The following is an 18,674-nucleotide window of genomic DNA, read 5'->3' as shown; positions in this document are numbered from 1 at the left end:
AATTACTGTGCACCGGTGATGTCGTGATAAACCGCATTGGCCCAAAAGCCAAATTCATTGGCCAGTTCAATGCCTAAGCCTGTCAGTCCTAAATACTCATTGGCGGAAAGGGCAACTAAGGTATTTAACCCTTGGGAATCAGCCAAATTATTACGGCCAGATAGGGTTCCTAAATCATTAAAAAAGCGTTGGACAACCTGTTTTTTGCCTGTCTGACTTAGGGCAACTTCTTCTGCTTTAAGCCGCATTAAGCCCCAGGTAGAAAGATAGGTATAAAGTTCCATTGCCTGATTTTTCTGCTCTTTTAAAAGGGCGTTATCTTGACCTGCTTGATGACGGAGAGCCTGGAGAGATTGAAAAGCTTGTTTATTAATGGTACGGGGGTCAAAGTTTGGCATAATTTTCTCCTAATAATGAACGACAATCCGAAGCAATCTTAGAAACACTCAACAAAACCCCTTCCCAAGCTTTCTTGTCCCCCAATTTGCATAATTTCATTGACAGTTAATAAGTCTTGAAACTGTTCGCCCGCCTCCTGATTGCCCTTAGCTTGGGCGGTAATACCCCAGGGGAAATACATCAATGTATCAGGGGGAATTGCTTCTTCGTAGCGAAAGCCACCATCAACAGTTTTATGTTGATCTAGCTTGATCTTGACCTGTCGCCAAAGTCCCATTTGGATTACCGTTGCACAATGCTGATCTGGCAACACTAATGCTCTTTCAATGGTCATATTGGATTGATTAGGAATGAATTTTTTTACTTCCGCCTGGGACCATTGGTTTAACTCAGAATGGTCAAAAATAGCATCCTTTAAATAAACCTTTTCGTTAGCTTGATAAAAATTGCACAAATAAGGGACGATCGCCGGTTGAGCAGCAACATTAGCAACCCTGGCATAGCGATTGAGCAATAGGGGACAACTAATCCAGATCACCCCATGACTAAGGGAAGGCACAGGAAGCCAAAGCAGGGAACCATCCCCAACCCAAACACTGCCCTGGGTTAAATTCCCATTGTCACTGTTTAGATCATTGCCAAATAAAGCATCCCGTTTATTGTCATCCACAGCGGCCCGTAAACGCCCCCGAATAGTACTAGAAGGAATGTAGGGAAAATTAGTGTGGGACTCCCGGGCAATGCCCAATAAATTACCTTCCTGGGTGGTGCCGCCGGTGTGGAGGGGAGAGAGGAGATATAGATGTTGAATGTTCATGGAAATTGATAATAAGAGAACAGTCAATCTATTAGTTGCTCGGTGAAGAGCGTTATGATGAAAATCTAATGACAGTTTAGGACAGTTAGCAATGGATTTAGCTGTTAGTAAGATTCAATTAAGCAATCCTAGTCAAAATCATTTGCAAGCTTTAACTGTGGAAGCGTTAGCCGATTCAGAAACAGTACATTTATGTATTCCAGACCATATTCAAATCCAATTGCAGCTAGAAATTGTTGATCAAAAAGAAGTTACTTTAGCCGATGGTAGCCGTCGATTAATTCCCTATGTAGGACCTATTAAAATCAAATTTGAGAACCGTATCGGTTTTGCCGGAGCTTTAGTAATGGGGGATCAAGTTTTACTAGGAGCTATTCCCATGGAAGATATGGATTTGATTATTATTCCCAGTGAGAGACGATTGGCTGTTAATCCCCACAGTCCTAATATTGCCACTTCCATCGCCAAATAAACGACTTAATAAGCTTTGGTAATTCACCTATTAACCTCCTGCAAGTTAACCCAAAGCAAATGGGAATAACCTAATTTTCTGGTTTGTTGTAAATGTTTGGGAGCATTATCTTGGTCGGCAAATAAACCCTGGGGTTGGTTCAGGTAATAAACAGTGCCTGGTGGGGCGGCAAACACCTGGGGGGCAGGGATACTATGACCTGGATTGCGCTGACGATCCCGAATGCGGGGGCTAATGGCCACAGCCCGATCCGTCGCCATGGAGATAAAGGAACCTTGATTGTGGGTTAGTTTCCACTCCCAAGGATAGGGACGACAGGTGGAAACCCCATCCCGGCCCCGCTCAAAAATGCCTGGAGTCATCAAATAGGCGATCGCCTTTTGCCGTTGTTGATAGTTCTGGTCGGATAATGTTTGCAGACGTTGCCATTGTTGGTCTAGGGCTGGCCGATGGACCAGAGTAACTCGATGGCCTTCTCCCCCCAGTCGCATGGAAAGAGGTTGGGGCAAACTCTGTAATTGTTGATGGGTTGTCGGGTCAACGGCGATCGCCAACGACCAATTTTCCTTTAAGCGAATGCCATTTTCCACAAAGTAACCATCACTTTCCTTAACCTGACGGGTGCCAGCTTCAATGGAATTGTGGGGGCGACTTTCCATGGTCCAGGGTTGACTATCTTCGTCCTCCGGTCGGGCCCAATCCTCCGGTTTAATGGCCCCAGTTTGCAAGTAACCCATCATCACATCCAAGGGCAACCAGGTACGGGCCTGTTTTTCGTCCCGTTTTATATCCGTTTGGGAAACAGTTTCCAGGGGTGCTAAGGGGGCCGGCTGGGTTTTATCCCACAACATCTGACTTCGTAAGGGACTGGTGGCATCGTGCCAAGGCAAAGGTAACAGGGGGGTTTTGCCGACAAAGCCCAACGGCCGAGGAAAATAAAGGGTTTCCTTGTGATATAACAATGGCCCTATTAGGCTGATGGTTTGATTTTGGGGCAACAAACTCCGGACTGCTCCCGCTAAGGTATGACCATTGGGGGGAAAAATACTGCCAGCCCAGGCCCGATCGCCAGGGGTGAAGGGTTTGGCATCCCGGAGTAGGAGAATATCGAGGGGAGTGAGGCTATACCAATACATTTGACTTAAAGTTGGTTAAAAGTATCGAGGCAGAAATTGACTAAAAATTAAGTAAAAATACGATCTAAATCTAGCTTCAATTCCGGAAATACTTGGGGAGAAATACTTTTTGGTAATATCGATCCACAGCGAATTTACGGGTTAGCAACTGCATTTTTATTACCTCCAAAGATGTGCCTAGTTAATTGGGAAATTTAATGTAACGGTTCCGCTTCATAAATGCGGCGACTTTGAGCCAATTTTTTGCTTCCTTTTCCCAATTCTTCTGGCTAGTAGTCTGCCAAAGTTGAATTAAAAAACAAGCTAAACGAGACCTCAAAGTCGATTGTTGATCCTTGTCGAGGGCATCACGCCGCTCTACCAAAACATTTACCCAGGGCATAATTGCTTCCCGCACCGGAATGGGATGCTGTTCTAAAACCGTAGCGGCGGTTTCGTAGGTGGAAGCATCAATGGTTTCAATATCTAGTAAATCCTTCCATGTCTTAAATACTTCAAATTTGCTGGTGGCGGTCAAAACATTACCGTTGCCGTAAATAACCCGTACTTGTACTGCATCCTTGGATTTTTTATCTTCTCCTTCTCCATACTCATGTTCTTTGGCTTCCTCTTCCGCTTCCCAAAGATGCTCCAAGGCGATCGCCAGGGGGACAGAGTGGTGGGCAATGGTAATGCCAAAGCTAATGGTGGCCCCATCCCCCATGGTAAACAAGGGCCGTTGGGGCAAGTTTTTGTGGGCAGTTTTTGAGTGCCAATAATGCCCCGTGCTGTCAAATTCCCTGTGTTCATCGCGATCGCCACGAAAGGCTTGGCGAATGTCCCACAACCATTGATCCCATTCCCACAGGTTGGTGTAGGCCAGTACATCGTCTCCGCCGCTATAAATTAATCTGCCTGCATATCTTTGTTCGGTGAGGTAGGGCACCAATTGGTTGGAGAAATCCAGCAGGGCTCGACTCAGGGCGTTATGGGTAGCAGGGCCCATCCGTTTAGGCTGTTCGCTAAAGGGTTGAAAAGTTGGCTGTAGGTCTTCCGGCACAGTTAAAACCTGGGGAAAATAATCGCCGTAGGTTCTCATTTTGGTGCCCTTGAGCCATTCGCTCATGCCATCCCCATCCCCAGCAGCTAAAACGTACCAACTAGTGGGATTATTCTGGGGATAAAATTTTTCGATTTCTGTTTGCAATGCTTGGCGATAACTAGGCAACTCTGTTTGGTCGAGATCTTCCAATTCTTCCACCAACCAACCCGAATTTAGTAGCCGGGGATGATATTTTTTCTCCATGTTTTCTTCGACCCAGGGAATTCCCCAATCTTGGGTGACAGAATCGGCCACTTTATGGCGATCGCCAAGGATTTTTTGGGAGATGGCGGAGCAGGCCTGCTCAAAAATCGGTAGACCATCCGGTTGGGTTTTTAAATATCCCGCTATGCCCACCGTAAGATCTGGGTAATAGGTTTTTAATTCCTTGGCCCCCCGTCCCAGTAATGCAGGCAATACTTTTTCCAAACCCCGCTTCACTGTTTCCGTGGCATTTAACTGTTCACTGCCATCAAATAACCCTGCCTGTCGTTGCCAATATTTTTGTGTATCTCCCTCTGTGACCCAATCCCGTTGGTGACTAGGGGCTTGGGGATGGACCACTGGCCCAAGGCCGGAAATGGTGGACCGGGGGCCAAAGGCGGTGGGAATTTTCCAGTTGCGAGCATTTTTAACCGCACTAAGGGTAAATCTGGTTTGGCCAAAGATATCTGCCCACCAGGAACCCACATTCAAGCTACCGGCATAGTTGCGGTTCCGTTGCTGGATAAACAAATCCGTGGATTTTTCGATAAAGTCCAATTCTTCCTGGGCAAATAAACTAGCGGAAAATGCTTCATTTTGTTCCCTAACCCATTGGTCTCGTTGGGCTTTACTTTCCGGTGTTTGGGTGGGAATGCCCACACTTTTTAGGGTTTTTCCCTCCGCCCCGATCGCCATGGCGCTCCAATAGGTCTGCCACTGGGCATCCAGCCAATGTTTCCAGGTGGGATCAGTTGGGTTTAACTGTTTTTGCCAATGTCGTTGTTGCAATTCTGCAAAGACTAAATGGGCAATATTTCGCCAAGCGTTTAGTAGATGATTTTTGGCCGATTGCATGGCGGCGCTAACTTTTTCTTTGGGCAGTACCAACATAATTACGTTGGGAAATCCCGCTGTTAACAGTTGGCGATCGCCTGGCTGGGGTACCCACTGACTAAAGCCTTGCTCACCATATTTTTCTAGTAGCCAATGGTCGATCAAGGGTTGACCGTACAGGCTGGGGTACAGGAAACAATCGGGGCCATACTGCTGGGCCAATTCCCAACAAACTTTGGCGGACAGGTAGTGCAATATCCAAGACCCAGCCCAAAAGTCTTTGATTTTACGGCTGGCTTTAATTAGTTCTTGAATGGGGCTAAAGGTGAATACGGCCAGATAAGCTTGGGATTTGGGTGTATTTCTTGCTCCTTTGGCAATATCTTCAATGTTGGTGTCATAGCCCGCCAATGCTCCGGCTAAGGCGGCTGTCATACTGCCATGGCTCCAAATGGAAGCATCGGGCAAACGGGTTTCCGCTGGCATTAACAAGCTCTCTGGGCCAAATTGTTCGGCCACTGCTTCGGGCAAACATCGCCATAACCACCAAAAGCATTCCTGGGCTTTGTCTGTACCATGGAGAAATTCCGCTGGCATTTGCTGGATCAGTTCTAATTCTTTTTGCTCTAAATAAGTACGGCGATTACCTTGGCCAATAATTTCGCTATGATTTGCTAGTTTTAATGGCAACTTAGCCCCGGATAGGAGATGGGAAAGTTCGAGCCCTTTGCCGTCATAGTCTATGGGCGTACCAATATAGTGAATGGCTCCCCGATCGCTGGCGGAAGCGATTAGATCGGATAAACCAATATGGTCAAGCCAACTATTGCTCAGTTCACCGTCTTTTTTTTCTGTGCTGGATTTGGGTGACACCCAGTTTTGCATACAGCCCAAGGACTGCCAAGCTCCCTCTCCTCCTCTGCCAGAGTTGTTATGTAAAGCTTTGAGGGCGGGGTCGTGGAGTAGCCCCCAAATTTTTGCTTGCCAGTAAACTTCAGACACAGGCGGATTTCCTTTTGGTCTCGGAATTGCAGATTTCAGTTCAAAGCCATTAAGCAACTTTGATTCCGTTAGCCTAGCGGACTTCCCAAGGAAAAGAACAAATTTTAGCTTTTCTTAATATTTGTGTTTAAAAAACTTCATACTATTTTTGTGGTTGGGGGAGTTAAAATTTCGGCAACTTTCCTCACTGTGGCCCGTAGCATGTATTCCCCTTCCCGACTTCTCTTTGCCCGCAATCTTGTCTTGGCCATTGCCAATGGTCTGATCACTTTGGTGATTTTGCTTATTGCCCCTTTGGGTTTGGCGGCGGTGATTATCAATACCCTGTTGGTGGCCTGTTCGACTTTCATGCTCAGTGTTTTTGGTGATGTTGTGGTGCGGTGGTTGCTCCAGGGGACTAATCCCCATGGTCTACCCACTAATGCTAATCCAAATGTCGGTATTACTCCTCAAACTTCCCATCAACCTACCCAAAGGCCGGACCGCTGGTGAAAACTCTCTATGTTTCCCAATCTGACTGTTATGTTTCCCTAAGAAAGGAGTTTCTGTTGGTGAAGCGTCAGGATCGGATTTTGGCGGAGGTGCAACTGCCTTTTTTGGAACAGGTATTGATTTTTGGCAAGGCCCAGGTCACTACCCAGGCGATCCACGCTTGCCTGAGTCGCAATATTCCTATTCTGTATCTTTCCCGCATGGGTTTTTGCTACGGCCGGATTATTGCCATTGAACGGGGTTATCGTCATCTGAGCCGATATCAGCAGGAGCTTGGCTGGCAACAACGGTTAATTACCGCCCGTACCATTGTGGCGGCGAAAATAAAAAATGCTCGAGTTTTTCTCCAACGCCAACACCGCAAGCACCCCACCCCTTCTCTTCAGTTGGCGATCGATGGGCTAAAGCACTTTGTGGAGTTAACAGTGAAAGCTGACAAGTTAGAACAACTGTTGGGCTATGAAGGCACTGCGGCTAATCTTTATTTTCAAGCTTGGGCGGATTGCATCGAAAATTCTAACTTTATCTTTTTTGGTCGTTCCCGTCGTCCCCCTGGTAATCCGGTTAATGCCATGCTTAGTTTTGGCTATCAGGTGCTTTGGAATCATTTACTAACTTTGATTGAATTGCAGGGGTTAGACCCCTATCAAGCTTGTTTACATCAAGGTTCAGAACGTCATGCGGCCTTGGCTTCGGATCTAATTGAGGAGTTTCGAGTCCCTATAGTGGATTCTTTGGTTTTGTATATGATAAATCGTCGTTTGATCGATGTAGGGGAGGATTTTGTCTTCCAAAATGGTGGTTGTTTTCTCAATAGCTCCGGTAGAAGAAAATGGCTGGGGGCTTTTGTGGGCAGAATGGAGGAATTTTTGTCCTTTGACCAGGGTGATTTTCCCCGCTGGCATTGTCTAATCGATCAAGTAAAAAAATATAAGGCTTTTATTTATTCTCCTTCTAATAGTTATTCTCCTTTTTTAATTCGCTAATTGATGTTTCTCTATGTTATTGCCTACGATATTCCTGATGATCGCCGTCGTAAAAAGATGGCCGATTTATTAGAAGGTTATGGCCAAAGGGTGCAATATTCTGTATTTGAATGTACATTGTCTAAGTCTAAGTTTAATGAATTGCAAAAACGTCTCCGCAAAATTTATCAATCAGAGGAAGATAGTTTGCGTTTTTATCCTTTGTCTGGGCATACCCTCACCCAGGTTGATATTTGGGGGGAACCACCACTCACTAAGCCCCCTGGCTCAGTCATTGTCTAAAATCTATGCTGATTATTGGTGTACCATTGCGAGGCTGATGGAAAATCGCTGTAATGTCCGTTTTTCGTTGGGAGCCTCGATGGCTTACTGTATAAGGATTTCAGCCGCTATTTTTGCGTTGAGCTTTTCCGATTATGGTCAATTTTTGCTGAGCCTCGCAAATGAGGATTGGATGCCTTGTCCCGTAAGGCTTTAAAATGGGGGCAGTCTCCACTCGTAGGAGAAATTAATTGATTGGAAACCTTTAGGTGGGCGTTGACCTTTAGATTAGGAATGGTGTCTCCACTCGTAGGAGAAATTAATTGATTGGAAACAGCGCCACAGCTGACAGAGTTCCTGAAGGAAGCTAAGTCTCCACTCGTAGGAGAAATTAATTGATTGGAAACCTGAGTGATTTTTATCAATTGTCGAGCTTAGTAGTGTCTCCACTCGTAGGAGAAATTAATTGATTGGAAACACAGGAGTGTTAGCGCACTGCCTGTCATTACTATTAGTCTCCACTCGTAGGAGAAATTAATTGATTGGAAACTTAGATTGCGGGGGCTAGTGACGCCATAGTTTAACGACAGTCTCCACTCGTAGGAGAAATTAATTGATTGGAAACAAAGATATTAGGCTATCCTTCGGGGTAGTCTTTCTTGTCTCCACTCGTAGGAGAAATTAATTGATTGGAAACAAGTGTTGTTGCCTAGTGTTATACCAGAATATCCCGTCTCCACTCGTAGGAGAAATTAATTGATTGGAAACCTCATTAGTGCTATCTTCTTGTTGATGGATTAGAACAGTCTCCACTCGTAGGAGAAATTAATTGATTGGAAACTCTACTCTGGTGAAGACCAAGTGGATTTCGTGGTGATGTCTCCACTCGTAGGAGAAATTAATTGATTGGAAACGTTAGTGCTTGGTTGTGGTTATGCTGCAACTAAGCCGTCTCCACTCGTAGGAGAAATTAATTGATTGGAAACATCGATATACTTTTTAGCATCAGCTAAATGATAAAAAGTCTCCACTCGTAGGAGAAATTAATTGATTGGAAACTTAGAAAGTTTTGGTTAGTTTCCATTCCTCTTTTTGTCTCCACTCGTAGGAGAAATTAATTGATTGGAAACTTTCTCCATTGTTAGTTAGTCATTTCCTTGACAATTGTCTCCACTCGTAGGAGAAATTAATTGATTGGAAACTGGGATTCATGAACATGTTGATGGTGAATTATACCTGTCTCCACTCGTAGGAGAAATTAATTGATTGGAAACTGATTAAATTAATATGCGTGATAGATTAACTCATTTTGGTTGTCTCCACTCGTAGGAGAAATTAATTGATTGGAAACTTTTTTGGCATAACTCAGTAAGTCTTTTTTGTTTAGTCTCCACTCGTAGGAGAAATTAATTGATTGGAAACAATACTAATCTTAAAGATCTTGGTTTAATTACATATCGTGTCTCCACTCGTAGGAGAAATTAATTGATTGGAAACAACAATTGCAAGGTTTATAAGTAAATGAACAACAACGGTCTCCACTCGTAGGAGAAATTAATTGATTGGAAACAAATCCAACAACTTCTCCACATTTACTCCACTAGTCTCGTCTCCACTCGTAGGAGAAATTAATTGATTGGAAACCTCCTACTTGTGCAGCCTCTAGTCCGCTTTTTAGATTGCGGTCTCCACTCGTAGGAGAAATTAATTGATTGGAAACGCTTCGCTTCTTTCGCTTTCTCAACATAAAACTCATGATGTCTCCACTCGTAGGAGAAATTAATTGATTGGAAACCTAAAGTATGGTAACTCTGGGTAATTTTTTAACAGGTCTCCACTCGTAGGAGAAATTAATTGATTGGAAACCTTATCTTTTTCTAGCGTAACAAAAGAATAATCAGGAGTCTCCACTCGTAGGAGAAATTAATTGATTGGAAACTTTCAACCAAAAGCTTATTGGCTTCTACGGACTCACGAGCGTCTCCACTCGTAGGAGAAATTAATTGATTGGAAACTCTGAACTACTTTTTTTTCAACGACTTCACCATGGGAAGGTCTCCACTCGTAGGAGAAATTAATTGATTGGAAACAGTTTTAGATGCACCAATTACATCTTCTTCCATAAAGGAGTCTCCACTCGTAGGAGAAATTAATTGATTGGAAACATTCAAGACCTCCGGTGGTCAGAAGACTGTAGCAACAAAGCTTGAGGTCTCCACTCGTAGGAGAAATTAATTGATTGGAAACTAGATCAGGCATCCAAACTCTTGGGCGATGTCGCGTAACGTCTCCACTCGTAGGAGAAATTAATTGATTGGAAACCGATGTAGCTCATAGCGACCTCGATAATTAATTGATGTCTCCACTCGTAGGAGAAATTAATTGATTGGAAACACCAAGCTAGTCACTATCCGATCAACCGTCGTTGCAGGTGTCTCCACTCGTAGGAGAAATTAATTGATTGGAAACTATCAAGAGTTGTCTAGTCAGTTCCAAGAAAAACCCTGGGAGGTCTCCACTCGTAGGAGAAATTAATTGATTGGAAACTGACCTGATTCCTCGAGAATTGAGACTCCTAAAGAAATTGCGTCTCCACTCGTAGGAGAAATTAATTGATTGGAAACAGTTCCAGTCGTGCTCCAAGGGCTCTTCGTCTTCAGTCTCCACTCGTAGGAGAAATTAATTGATTGGAAACAACTTTGGAAAATTGCCTTCATACCATTCTTTTGTTAAACCGTTGTTGTCTCCACTCGCAGGAGAAATTAATTGATTGGAAACAGCAACAAAACAGCCAGCAGCAATTAATAAATCAGTTGTCTCCACTCGTAGGAGAAATTAATTGATTGGAAACACTCCGTGGCGTCGTACCGGTACGCCTGGGCTTCGTCCAGTCTCCACTCGTAGGAGAAATTAATTGATTGGAAACTGAAATAACCCCCATAGCGGTGGCCATGGGGGCGTTTTACTAAGTCTCCACTCGTAGGAGAAATTAATTGATTGGAAACATATCTGTTAGCTCAATTTGAGCAAGTTCATCATTTTTTAGTCTCCACTCGTAGGAGAAATTAATTGATTGGAAACTAGCTACGATAACAATTAGTATTACAAAAATATGAATTGAATTAATAATTTAGCCTACGGGAAAATAGGTTTTCTACTGCCATGCTAAAAAATAGATGTTGAGTTAAGTCATCCACCATGCAACTAAAACACTGGCAATCTCAAAAACAGGAGCAAAAAAAGAGTCCAGGGGCTCCCAAAAAAGTGCGGCGACAAAAAGCCCGCCTGCAAGCCCTACGAAAAAAGCTCCATTCTTCCTGGGCTGGAAACCAGCCATAATAATTCGTTCACCAGAACTCGCAATTTTTCACGGAGAAGCCGACAAACATGAATAGTATTTTCACCATTAACCCCTATTGGACCGGAAGCACCTGGGCGTTTGATGCGGCCGAAGTGGGTCTATTAGGGGAACCCTTTGTTTCCGGAGCTGACGCCATTTTGAGCGCCATTGTCAAGCGGGAACTGGCATTGGAGACAGAACAAGGCAGTCAATTCGAGCTAATCTTCAGTGCCGAAGGCTTTCCAAGTTACCACGCCTGTTTCGAGCGGCAAGAGCCAGAATATGGAGGCTACTGGTATAAAGTAGTGGACGCCGGCAATGATTATCAAGACCTGGACTTTGGCGATCGGGGTTGGTTATGCCCTGCCACCCTGCACTTTTTCCCTGGCGGCCATCCCGAAAAACTCTACATTCAAGTGCGGGCTATCAACAAATAACAAAGCAATGCCGCAATAATGACATCTGTTTTTCACGTTCTAATCGGTTGCCCAGCCAGTGGCAAATCCACCCTGGCCGCCCATCTCCATCAAGCCATACCCCAAAGCCAGATAATTTCCACCGACCAAATTAGGGAGGATTTATTTGGAGATGCCGCAACCCAGGGAGTTTGGGCCTTAATCAATAACGAGATTTCTACTCAAATTACCCAGGCGATCGCCGCTGGAAAACAGATTATTTATGATGCTACTAATGCCGAAAAAGCTTGGCGCTCGGAATTATTGGGCAGCTTAAAAAAATTGGATGACTTGAAGATTATTGGTTGGTATTTACAAACGCCATTGGAAGTTTGCTACCAAAGGAATAAAAATAGACTGCGACAGGTTCCCGAAGATGTGATTGAGACCTATGCCATCGCCCTAGAACAATCCCCTCCCAGCAAAGATGAAGGATTTACTGAACTCCACCGCATTCCCTATAACCAACTAGAAAACATTGATTTTTCACAGCTAAGAAGTCAGTGGAAAAACTAATTTCTAACAGTGAGATATAAAAATAATTGTCGAATCAATAGAATTGGAAAAGACAAAATGACTACTTGCATCAACAATAGCTTGTTCACCATTGAGCCCTACTGGGTCGGCCGCACTTGGGCCTTTGATGCCCCTAATTTGGGAGTCATGGCAGAACCCTTTGTGGCGGGCACCAATATTGTTTTAACCCAATTAGCTAAGACACGCTTGGGCATTGAACCTAGTGACGGAGCTAAGTTTCAGTTGATTTTTAGTGCCCAGAAATTTCCAGGTTTGCACTTGAGCTTTCGCCGCCAGGAACCCGAATTTGATGGTTACTGGTATATCAGTGAAAGCCAAGATTGGGCCTGGTTTTCCTCTGCGATGACGAGCTTTTTTAGCAATGGACACCCCGAAGAACTTCATCTACAGGTTTTAAGATAACGGAAATATGGGCTTCTCTGACAATTTACGGACCGATGGAGCTTTTGGAAAAGGCTTTTTCTATTGCAGTGATAACTTAAAGTTGTGGCGACGAGGGTAAAAGATTTTGATTAAACAACTCAGCCTTTTTGATATTTATCCCAATGGCTCTCCCGAAGAAATCATTATCTCCGATGGCCATTTACAACTTTATCACTCTATCTTCAGCGATGTTGAAGCTTCTCGTTACTATGATCGACTAGAAAAAGAAATTTGTTGGCAACAAGATTCGATTATTCTTTTTGGCAAATCCCAACCTCTACCCCGCTTGACTGCTTGGTATGGTGACCCGGAGCGGAGTTACACCTACTCTGGCATTGCCATGGAACCAACACCATGGATACCGCTATTGCAAACAATCAAGACCAAAGCAGAGACCCTAGCAAAGGCAACTTTTAATTCTGTACTATTGAATTTTTACCGCACCGGGACGGATGGAGTCAGTTGGCACGCTGACGATGAACCAGAACTGAAAAAAAACTATCCCATTGCTTCGGTTAGTTTTGGGGGCACCCGTCGCTTTCTCCTCAAACACAAAACAGATCCCACCATTGAAAAAGTCGAGCTGATATTAACTTCTGGCTCAATATTGCTGATGTTGGGCACCACTCAAGAATATTGGCTTCACCAAGTCCCTAAAACCAAGAAATTTGTTGAGCCTCGCATTAATTTAACCTTCCGCTTTATTCAATAATTCTCCACTGATTTAAAAATAAATATGTACGACGCGCTATTGCCTATAGTGATGGATTCCTATGGCCAAAATTCCCGTTGCATGCCTAGTTTTTTATCTGGATTGCAACCAGCCGTTAAAGAACTTCGCCAACGCTACCGCACCAATAACGTTCAGGTTGACTATGGACAGCCCCAAATTCAAGCAGCTTACTTGCTCACTTATTACCCCTACTATGTTCAACAAACTCATCATAATTTGTCCTTAGCAAGCCAGCACCATCACGTTGCTCATTTACTCCGCCAACGCAATTTACAGGTCACATTATTGGGTTCTGGGCCTATGCCGGAAGCAGCCGCTTTAGCAACCTATCGTCAAAAATTACAATTTGCCTCTTCTTTAAAAGCAATTTCCTATGACCTTAATGTTCATCAATGGCGCTCCGCGTGTCAAATAACTGCGAGGCTAATGGCGGATCTAGCTCCTAATATTACTTACAAATATGAAGGGCATCCTTTAAATTTAGCTCAACACCATGCCCTTTTCCCAGCTCAATGGAATATTCAAAATAGTCAACTAATTATTATTCAAAACTGTCTGAATGAGATTTATAGAGCTAATTTAGGCGCGTTTAAGCAGAACATGCAATTTTTGATGAACAATATGGCTCCAGGGAGTGCATTATTGCTTTCTGACCTTGATTACCACCAAACTTCTCGGTGTTTACAGCTCCTCAAGCAGCTTGCTGATGCCACTCCGGGAATTACTACGGTCTTTGACCATGGCGATCGCCTACTGAAATATGAAAATAGCTTTTCTTTGCCATTTTCCATACGCAGACATCTCCTTACTGGTCAAAATGGTTTGATTCCCAAAAAATGGATTCGGCAATTTTCCCTCTGCTTGCTCAAGCAATAAATCCATAAGGGGAGGGGGAGCTATCCATTTTCTCCTCTATAGAAAAACTGTTTTCCACTCAATTGCTTTAATGCAAAGGTGGTAAGTAAGCAAATAAACAGACACTATGACTGATTTCAAAGCATTGATTGAATCTAAGCTTTCTAGTCTCCTTGGTAAGGAAATCAAGGTAACAGACAAAGCCAAAGAATGCCTACAGCGATTAGCAGAAAGCGAGCAGAATTTTTACTCTTGGCATTTAAAATTATTAAGTATCATTTTTGATGTATCTCCAGAAATTTGGGACATTCTTAAAGAAGTAGATGAAGGTTTCAATAATTTTAATTATGCAGTGCTTGATGCCCAGGTGAGGGATTATTTTGTTAAAAATGAATCTACTCCCACGGTTATTTGTGATCAAATCAGCGATTTTGATGATTTCCTAGCTACCCTATTTTTTAAGGCAGCAAATACCGGTGGCCTGGGCGTTGTTTACACCTCTCCTCCCCCTAGTAAAGCGGAAATCATTCAAGATACTATAACCATTGACCATTTGGTGGGGATGCTATTTTATGTGCTTTACGCTGGCTACTATGAAAGTGATTTGGCCGTGGCTCTGTTAATTATGAATAATTTTGACATTGCCTTCGGACGGAATAATCGCCGCTATTTAGATGAGCTAGAAAACATTATGACAAAAACTGAATTACGGTCTTAAAGCTAATATCAAAGGGAAATTATCTTTCTTGCTTTGGAATATCTTTTCCCTGCAGTTATCTGAATCGAATAATCGTATTATTCCCTTTTTTTCCATGTGGACATCCCCCTAATTTGGGACTTGGGGGGACTGACATAGACCATGTGACAATTTTATATTTGTCCCCATTGCAGGTGGAGTCACCGCACCGCTTGAATCCCCGAGACTTTATTAGTAACTTAACTCTACATTTATATGACCATCAACACCGATGCCATTCTGATCACTGACGGCGATCGCCAGCAGGTGCGGGACTTGATCCAATGGCTGAAAACGAACCGCCCTGATTTAGTGGAGAAAGCTCGTAATCCTGACATTTTGCAGCAGGAGCAGGACCACGCCCAGACTTTCCGAGGCAAAATTGAGCAGTTGCAGAAGCTGGTGCCAGGCTTTACCTATGTTCATCCCGATTCCCTCCATGGGCATTACCACGTCACCCCTGATTTGAAAAAGTCAGCCAAAGCCACTGCGGTGGTGATGACCACTAGCAACTGGATTGATACGGTGGGTAACCTGCCGGTTTTCTTCTTTGCCTTTAAATCCCTCACCTTTTTACCAGCCCTGGGCATGGCAGTACTCCTCTCCATACCAGTTCTTGCCGCCAGTAATGCTTTATCCACCGCTGTGGCCCATGGTCATAAAGGTCGCTGGAAATTGGCGATCGCCGCCCTGGTCTTTGGTCTCATTCCCCTGAACATATTGCAAACGGTTACCACAGGCATAGGCATGGAGGTGATCAACAACCAATCAGCTTTGGCCCAGGTAGCGGCTGGTGATGCGTTGGACAATATTGTGGAGGCTAAACAGCAAAATTTGCAGTTTGCAGAGACCAATCTGCACCCGGATATTGCCAAGTGTGAAGAGGGACGGCAGGAATTGGAAGCTATGCCCCGCCGTAATGCAATGGAAGAAAAAGCTTTCCAGTCTCGTTACGTTCGTTTATATGGCACTTTCAGCAGTCAATCCCAGCCCATGACAGTGCCCATAGAACAATTACCCCTCTGCGTTAGGGCGAATCGCATCCAGGCGGAGCAGCAAGACCAACTCCAACAGTTAGGGCAGCAACTGCAAGATTTTAAGCTGGAGCGTCAAACTTTAGGTAATGATCTGATGTTCCTGAAACAGATGGCTCCCCAACAATATGGCAAAACTTTTGTTGAAGTTCGTCCTTTTTGGGGACTGGGGGGCGGTGAACCGACAGTGGAAGTCCGCAATGGTCTGGAACTGGTTAGTTTGGGGGTCAACAGTTTTCAGACTAAGTTTGCCACGGGTCAATGGGATCAATTGGGCATTAGTCTATTTTTTGTAGGCATTTCTGCCATCACCAGTGCCGCTTCTGTAGCTATGGGCATATCATTCCCCCTGGGGAAAGACACCCAACGCTCCTACGACGAAAGCCATAAGGAGAAAGTCAATCGCTTTTTCCAACGGGCCCGCATGACCCTGACCCAAATGCACGATGAGCAACAGCAGGAGTTGCTGGAACCCGGCGCTGATGATGATAATTTGCTGGAGGATGACTATGAGTTTGGCCGATATAACTGATTTCAGTGAAGCCTTAGCTCTGTTAGGGTTATATGAGCGGGAGGTGATGACCACGGGCGTTATGGAGTATGTGGTTCCCCCGAAGGTGCCAGCAAAACCAGCGCCAGTACCTGATTCAGTGGCTAGTCCTAGCCCCCCTAACGAACAAGCATCTTCACACCCCCCGGCAAATATTCCCCAGGATACACCGGCTCTTCCAGAAGCAACCCCAACTTCAAGCCCAGTAAACAATACCACCATCAATGAGGGCATCATCATTGTCAATGGCGTTCATGACTCAGAAGATGGCAATGAACCACCATCTCAGATTCAAAAAGTCGATGCTTCGCAAGAAACATTACCATTGCCAACCCCTGGACCTTCGGAGTTGGAGCTATTGCTTGAACAACAGCAGGTGGAAAAGCGTTTGTTCTACCTTTTTGTTGAGGAGATAGAAAAAACTGGTGATTTAGGAAAATTACCGGTGGCTTTGCAACCAACCGGCAAGAGCTAATTCAGTTATGCCCATGGCCGTATCCCATTTGAGAAAGCCCCATGTTTTCCTTGGAGTTCTCGGAACTATGTCAAGTCGTGCAGTCTATCCCGTTATGGCGATCGCCTAGATGAAAAAATTACTCAAATCGCTCAAATGGCCGGCTTTATTTGTGGGTATTATCTTGCTATTAGCGGCCTGTCACCGTGCCCCGACTCGGACTGCTAAAGAAACGGACAAGATGAAAGGGGTGTGGCTTACCGATGTGGGCACCATGGGGTTAACCTACAGCACCCTACTGGATGAAACCCTGCATCACATTTCCAAATCAGACTACGACCGAGTTTATTTCAGCGTTTATGGCTTGCGGGGGCAACTTTATCCCACACGACAACGGGGAGATTTAATTCCCAAATTGCCATTTCCCAATGCCGTTGGTTCCATGGCTAGGGAATCCCGCCGTCAGGGTTTAAAACCCTATGCTTGGTTTGAATATGGGTTGATGTTGCCCCAATTTGACCCTGTTGCCAAAAACAATCCAGATTGGTTATTAACCATGGCTAACGGTGAACAAGTTATTGAAAATCATGGCGTTCCCATGGTCTGGTTAGATCCTAGCAACCCCGAAGTGGAAGCTTATATCCTTGCCCACATTGATGACATTCTTAAAGAAAAATCCCTTGCTGGTATTCAACTGGATGACCATTGGGCTGTGCCCAGGCAATTTGGGGATTATCGCCGTAGTTTAACTGCCCTCACCACTAAAGTGCATGAACATATTAAGACTAAAAATCCAGAATTTGAACTAAGTCTTTCCCCTAATCCCTATCAGTTCTCTTTAAATGAATATAACCAAGATTGGCTAAGGTGGGTTAAACAAGGAATAGTTGACGAAGTAGTTGTGCAGATTTATCGTTCTAGCCCGGCTGAAGTACAGCAAGCAGTTAATAACTCCGGCATTTATACCGCTTCCCGTTATGTGCCGGTAGGAGTAGGTCTTTACACTGGCAGGAAAATTAAACCCTTTAATTTACAATCTATTAAAGACCAGATTAATGCGGTGGAAAAACAAAATCTGGGTCATTCACTATTCGTTTGGGAATTTATGGTTTTGAGGGTAATTAATATTCATCTCAATATTCTTTAGCCGTATCTGGAAAAGCTCAACCAGTCCCACAGTCTTCAGAAAGAAAGTGTAAATCGCTGTTGACCTATAGTTGAGTGATTAGCATTGTTATATAATTACCAATATTATGGAGAAATGACTAATCTATCGGCAAGCCTAGTGTAGCGATAACGCTCTTTCTGTTGTCGGACAGCATAACCGATCGCCTTTTGGGAACCGATTACTAATGCTAACCGTTTGGCCCGGGTTAAACCAGTGTAAAAAAGATTACGGCTTAATAGCAGAAAATGTTGCATATACAACGGCAAAATCACCACTGGATATTCGGAACCCTGGCTTTTATGAATGCTAATAGCCCAAGCCAAATCAATTTCGTTTAAATCAGCAAAATCGTAATCTACGGGACGGTCATCATAAGTAATAGTCAATATTTGTTCTTCCCTTTCAATGGCAGTGATAGTACCCTGATCACCATTAAAAACTTCCCGATGATAATCATTTTTTAGTTGCATAACCCGATCGCCAAGGCGGAAAATAGTGCTTCCCCGTTGCAGTTGTGGTTTGTTATCCTGGGGCGGATTCAAGATATAGTCATTTCAATTAACGATGAGAGAATTTAATGTAAAATTATGGAGTGTACAAAATGAACAGGTTTAAACAATGGCTTACAGTTTAGATTTAAGGCAAAGGGTAGTAGCTTATATAGAAGCTGGAGGAAAAATAACTGAGGCTTCCAAGATATATAAA

The 18,674-nt window shown here is 44.1% G+C and carries 20 protein-coding genes and 1 CRISPR repeat array; of the genes, 15 read left to right on the top strand and 5 right to left on the bottom strand.

Translation table 11 applies throughout. The annotated features are described in order from the left end of the window. Positions 1–2: 2 nt before the first annotated feature. On the bottom strand, positions 3–398 hold the full coding sequence (locus H6G46_RS00265; protein ID WP_011153754.1) for a hypothetical protein: 396 nt from the start codon (positions 396–398) through the stop codon (positions 3–5). A 38-nt stretch (positions 399–436) separates the two neighbouring features. Beyond that, a complete protein-coding gene (gene cmr4 / locus H6G46_RS00260; protein ID WP_041428283.1) occupies positions 437–1,216 on the bottom strand; it encodes a type III-B CRISPR module RAMP protein Cmr4 in 780 nt (259 codons plus the stop codon). 91 nt (positions 1,217–1,307) lie between these two features. Here cmr4 and H6G46_RS00255 point away from each other — a divergent pair, with 91 nt between their 5' ends. Further along, positions 1,308–1,688 (top strand): peptidase, encoded by a 381-nt coding sequence (locus tag H6G46_RS00255; RefSeq protein WP_011153756.1) that lies wholly within the window; start codon positions 1,308–1,310, stop codon positions 1,686–1,688. 23 nt (positions 1,689–1,711) lie between these two features. Here the strand turns inward: H6G46_RS00255 and H6G46_RS00250 are convergent, their stop codons facing one another. After that, positions 1,712–2,824 (bottom strand): type III-B CRISPR module-associated protein Cmr3, encoded by a 1,113-nt coding sequence (locus tag H6G46_RS00250; RefSeq protein ID WP_011153757.1) that lies wholly within the window; start codon positions 2,822–2,824, stop codon positions 1,712–1,714. Between the two features lie 181 nt (positions 2,825–3,005). Beyond that, positions 3,006–5,945, bottom strand: a complete 2,940-nt coding sequence (gene cas10, locus H6G46_RS00245) for a type III-B CRISPR-associated protein Cas10/Cmr2 (protein ID WP_011153758.1) — start codon at positions 5,943–5,945, stop codon at positions 3,006–3,008. Positions 5,946–6,068: 123 nt separating this feature from the next. On the opposite strand from cas10, the gene csx18 reads away from it, so the two are divergent. The 13 genes from csx18 (at position 6,069) to H6G46_RS00180 (ending at position 17,948) form a co-directional block, all read left to right on the top strand. Then, positions 6,069–6,437 (top strand): CRISPR-associated protein Csx18, encoded by a 369-nt coding sequence (gene csx18, locus H6G46_RS00240; RefSeq protein ID WP_011153759.1) that lies wholly within the window; start codon positions 6,069–6,071, stop codon positions 6,435–6,437. Next, positions 6,434–7,423, top strand: coding sequence for a CRISPR-associated endonuclease Cas1 (gene cas1 / locus H6G46_RS00235; RefSeq protein ID WP_011153760.1), 990 nt, complete (start codon positions 6,434–6,436; stop codon positions 7,421–7,423). The genes csx18 and cas1 overlap by 4 nt, the downstream gene beginning before the upstream one ends. Before the next feature lie 3 nt (positions 7,424–7,426). Further along, positions 7,427–7,705, top strand: a complete 279-nt coding sequence (gene cas2, locus H6G46_RS00230) for a CRISPR-associated endonuclease Cas2 (protein ID WP_011153761.1) — start codon at positions 7,427–7,429, stop codon at positions 7,703–7,705. Positions 7,706–7,911: 206 nt separating this feature from the next. Beyond that, positions 7,912–10,765: a CRISPR direct-repeat array (repeat unit 36 nt; unit sequence GTCTCCACTCGTAGGAGAAATTAATTGATTGGAAAC). Positions 10,766–10,882: 117 nt separating this feature from the next. Continuing rightward, positions 10,883–11,023, top strand: coding sequence for a hypothetical protein (locus H6G46_RS00225; protein ID WP_158299055.1), 141 nt, complete (start codon positions 10,883–10,885; stop codon positions 11,021–11,023). Between the two features lie 48 nt (positions 11,024–11,071). Continuing rightward, a complete protein-coding gene (locus tag H6G46_RS00220; RefSeq protein WP_011153762.1) occupies positions 11,072–11,461 on the top strand; it encodes a DUF6717 family protein in 390 nt (129 codons plus the stop codon). An 18-nt stretch (positions 11,462–11,479) separates the two neighbouring features. Continuing rightward, on the top strand, positions 11,480–11,995 hold the full coding sequence (locus tag H6G46_RS00215) for an AAA family ATPase (RefSeq protein WP_011153763.1): 516 nt from the start codon (positions 11,480–11,482) through the stop codon (positions 11,993–11,995). 57 nt (positions 11,996–12,052) lie between these two features. Next, entirely contained in the window at positions 12,053–12,418 is a 366-nt protein-coding gene (locus tag H6G46_RS00210; RefSeq protein WP_199303585.1) for a hypothetical protein, read from the top strand. Positions 12,419–12,524: 106 nt separating this feature from the next. Next, a complete protein-coding gene (locus H6G46_RS00205; RefSeq protein WP_011153765.1) occupies positions 12,525–13,151 on the top strand; it encodes an alpha-ketoglutarate-dependent dioxygenase AlkB in 627 nt (208 codons plus the stop codon). A 24-nt stretch (positions 13,152–13,175) separates the two neighbouring features. After that, positions 13,176–14,048 carry a hypothetical protein gene (locus H6G46_RS00200; protein WP_011153766.1) on the top strand — a complete coding sequence of 291 codons (873 nt, stop codon included), beginning with the start codon at positions 13,176–13,178 and terminating at the stop codon, positions 14,046–14,048. Between the two features lie 106 nt (positions 14,049–14,154). Further along, positions 14,155–14,745, top strand: a complete 591-nt coding sequence (locus H6G46_RS00195) for a hypothetical protein (protein WP_011153767.1) — start codon at positions 14,155–14,157, stop codon at positions 14,743–14,745. Between the two features lie 234 nt (positions 14,746–14,979). Further along, on the top strand, positions 14,980–16,329 hold the full coding sequence (locus H6G46_RS00190) for a hypothetical protein (RefSeq protein ID WP_011153768.1): 1,350 nt from the start codon (positions 14,980–14,982) through the stop codon (positions 16,327–16,329). Further along, complete coding sequence (locus H6G46_RS00185; protein ID WP_223211240.1) at positions 16,307–16,822, top strand: hypothetical protein; 516 nt, start codon at positions 16,307–16,309, stop codon at positions 16,820–16,822. The genes H6G46_RS00190 and H6G46_RS00185 overlap by 23 nt, the downstream gene beginning before the upstream one ends. Positions 16,823–16,931: 109 nt before the next feature. After that, positions 16,932–17,948 (top strand): family 10 glycosylhydrolase, encoded by a 1,017-nt coding sequence (locus tag H6G46_RS00180; protein ID WP_011153770.1) that lies wholly within the window; start codon positions 16,932–16,934, stop codon positions 17,946–17,948. 104 nt (positions 17,949–18,052) lie between these two features. On the opposite strand, the gene H6G46_RS00175 is transcribed toward H6G46_RS00180, so the two are convergent. Continuing rightward, on the bottom strand, positions 18,053–18,511 hold the full coding sequence (locus tag H6G46_RS00175; RefSeq protein ID WP_158299058.1) for an ATP-binding domain-containing protein: 459 nt from the start codon (positions 18,509–18,511) through the stop codon (positions 18,053–18,055). A 76-nt stretch (positions 18,512–18,587) separates the two neighbouring features. Between H6G46_RS00175 and H6G46_RS00170 the strand changes: the two genes are divergently transcribed. Further along, positions 18,588–18,674 (top strand): IS630 transposase-related protein (locus H6G46_RS00170; protein ID WP_242021163.1); only part of this gene is annotated, 87 nt, incomplete at its 3' end.

The sequence above is a fragment of the Synechocystis sp. FACHB-908 genome (assembly GCF_014698595.1).
In the GTDB taxonomy this organism is placed as follows: Bacteria; Cyanobacteriota; Cyanobacteriia; order Cyanobacteriales; family Microcystaceae; genus Synechocystis.
This window is presented reverse-complemented; position numbering and strand designations above follow the sequence as displayed.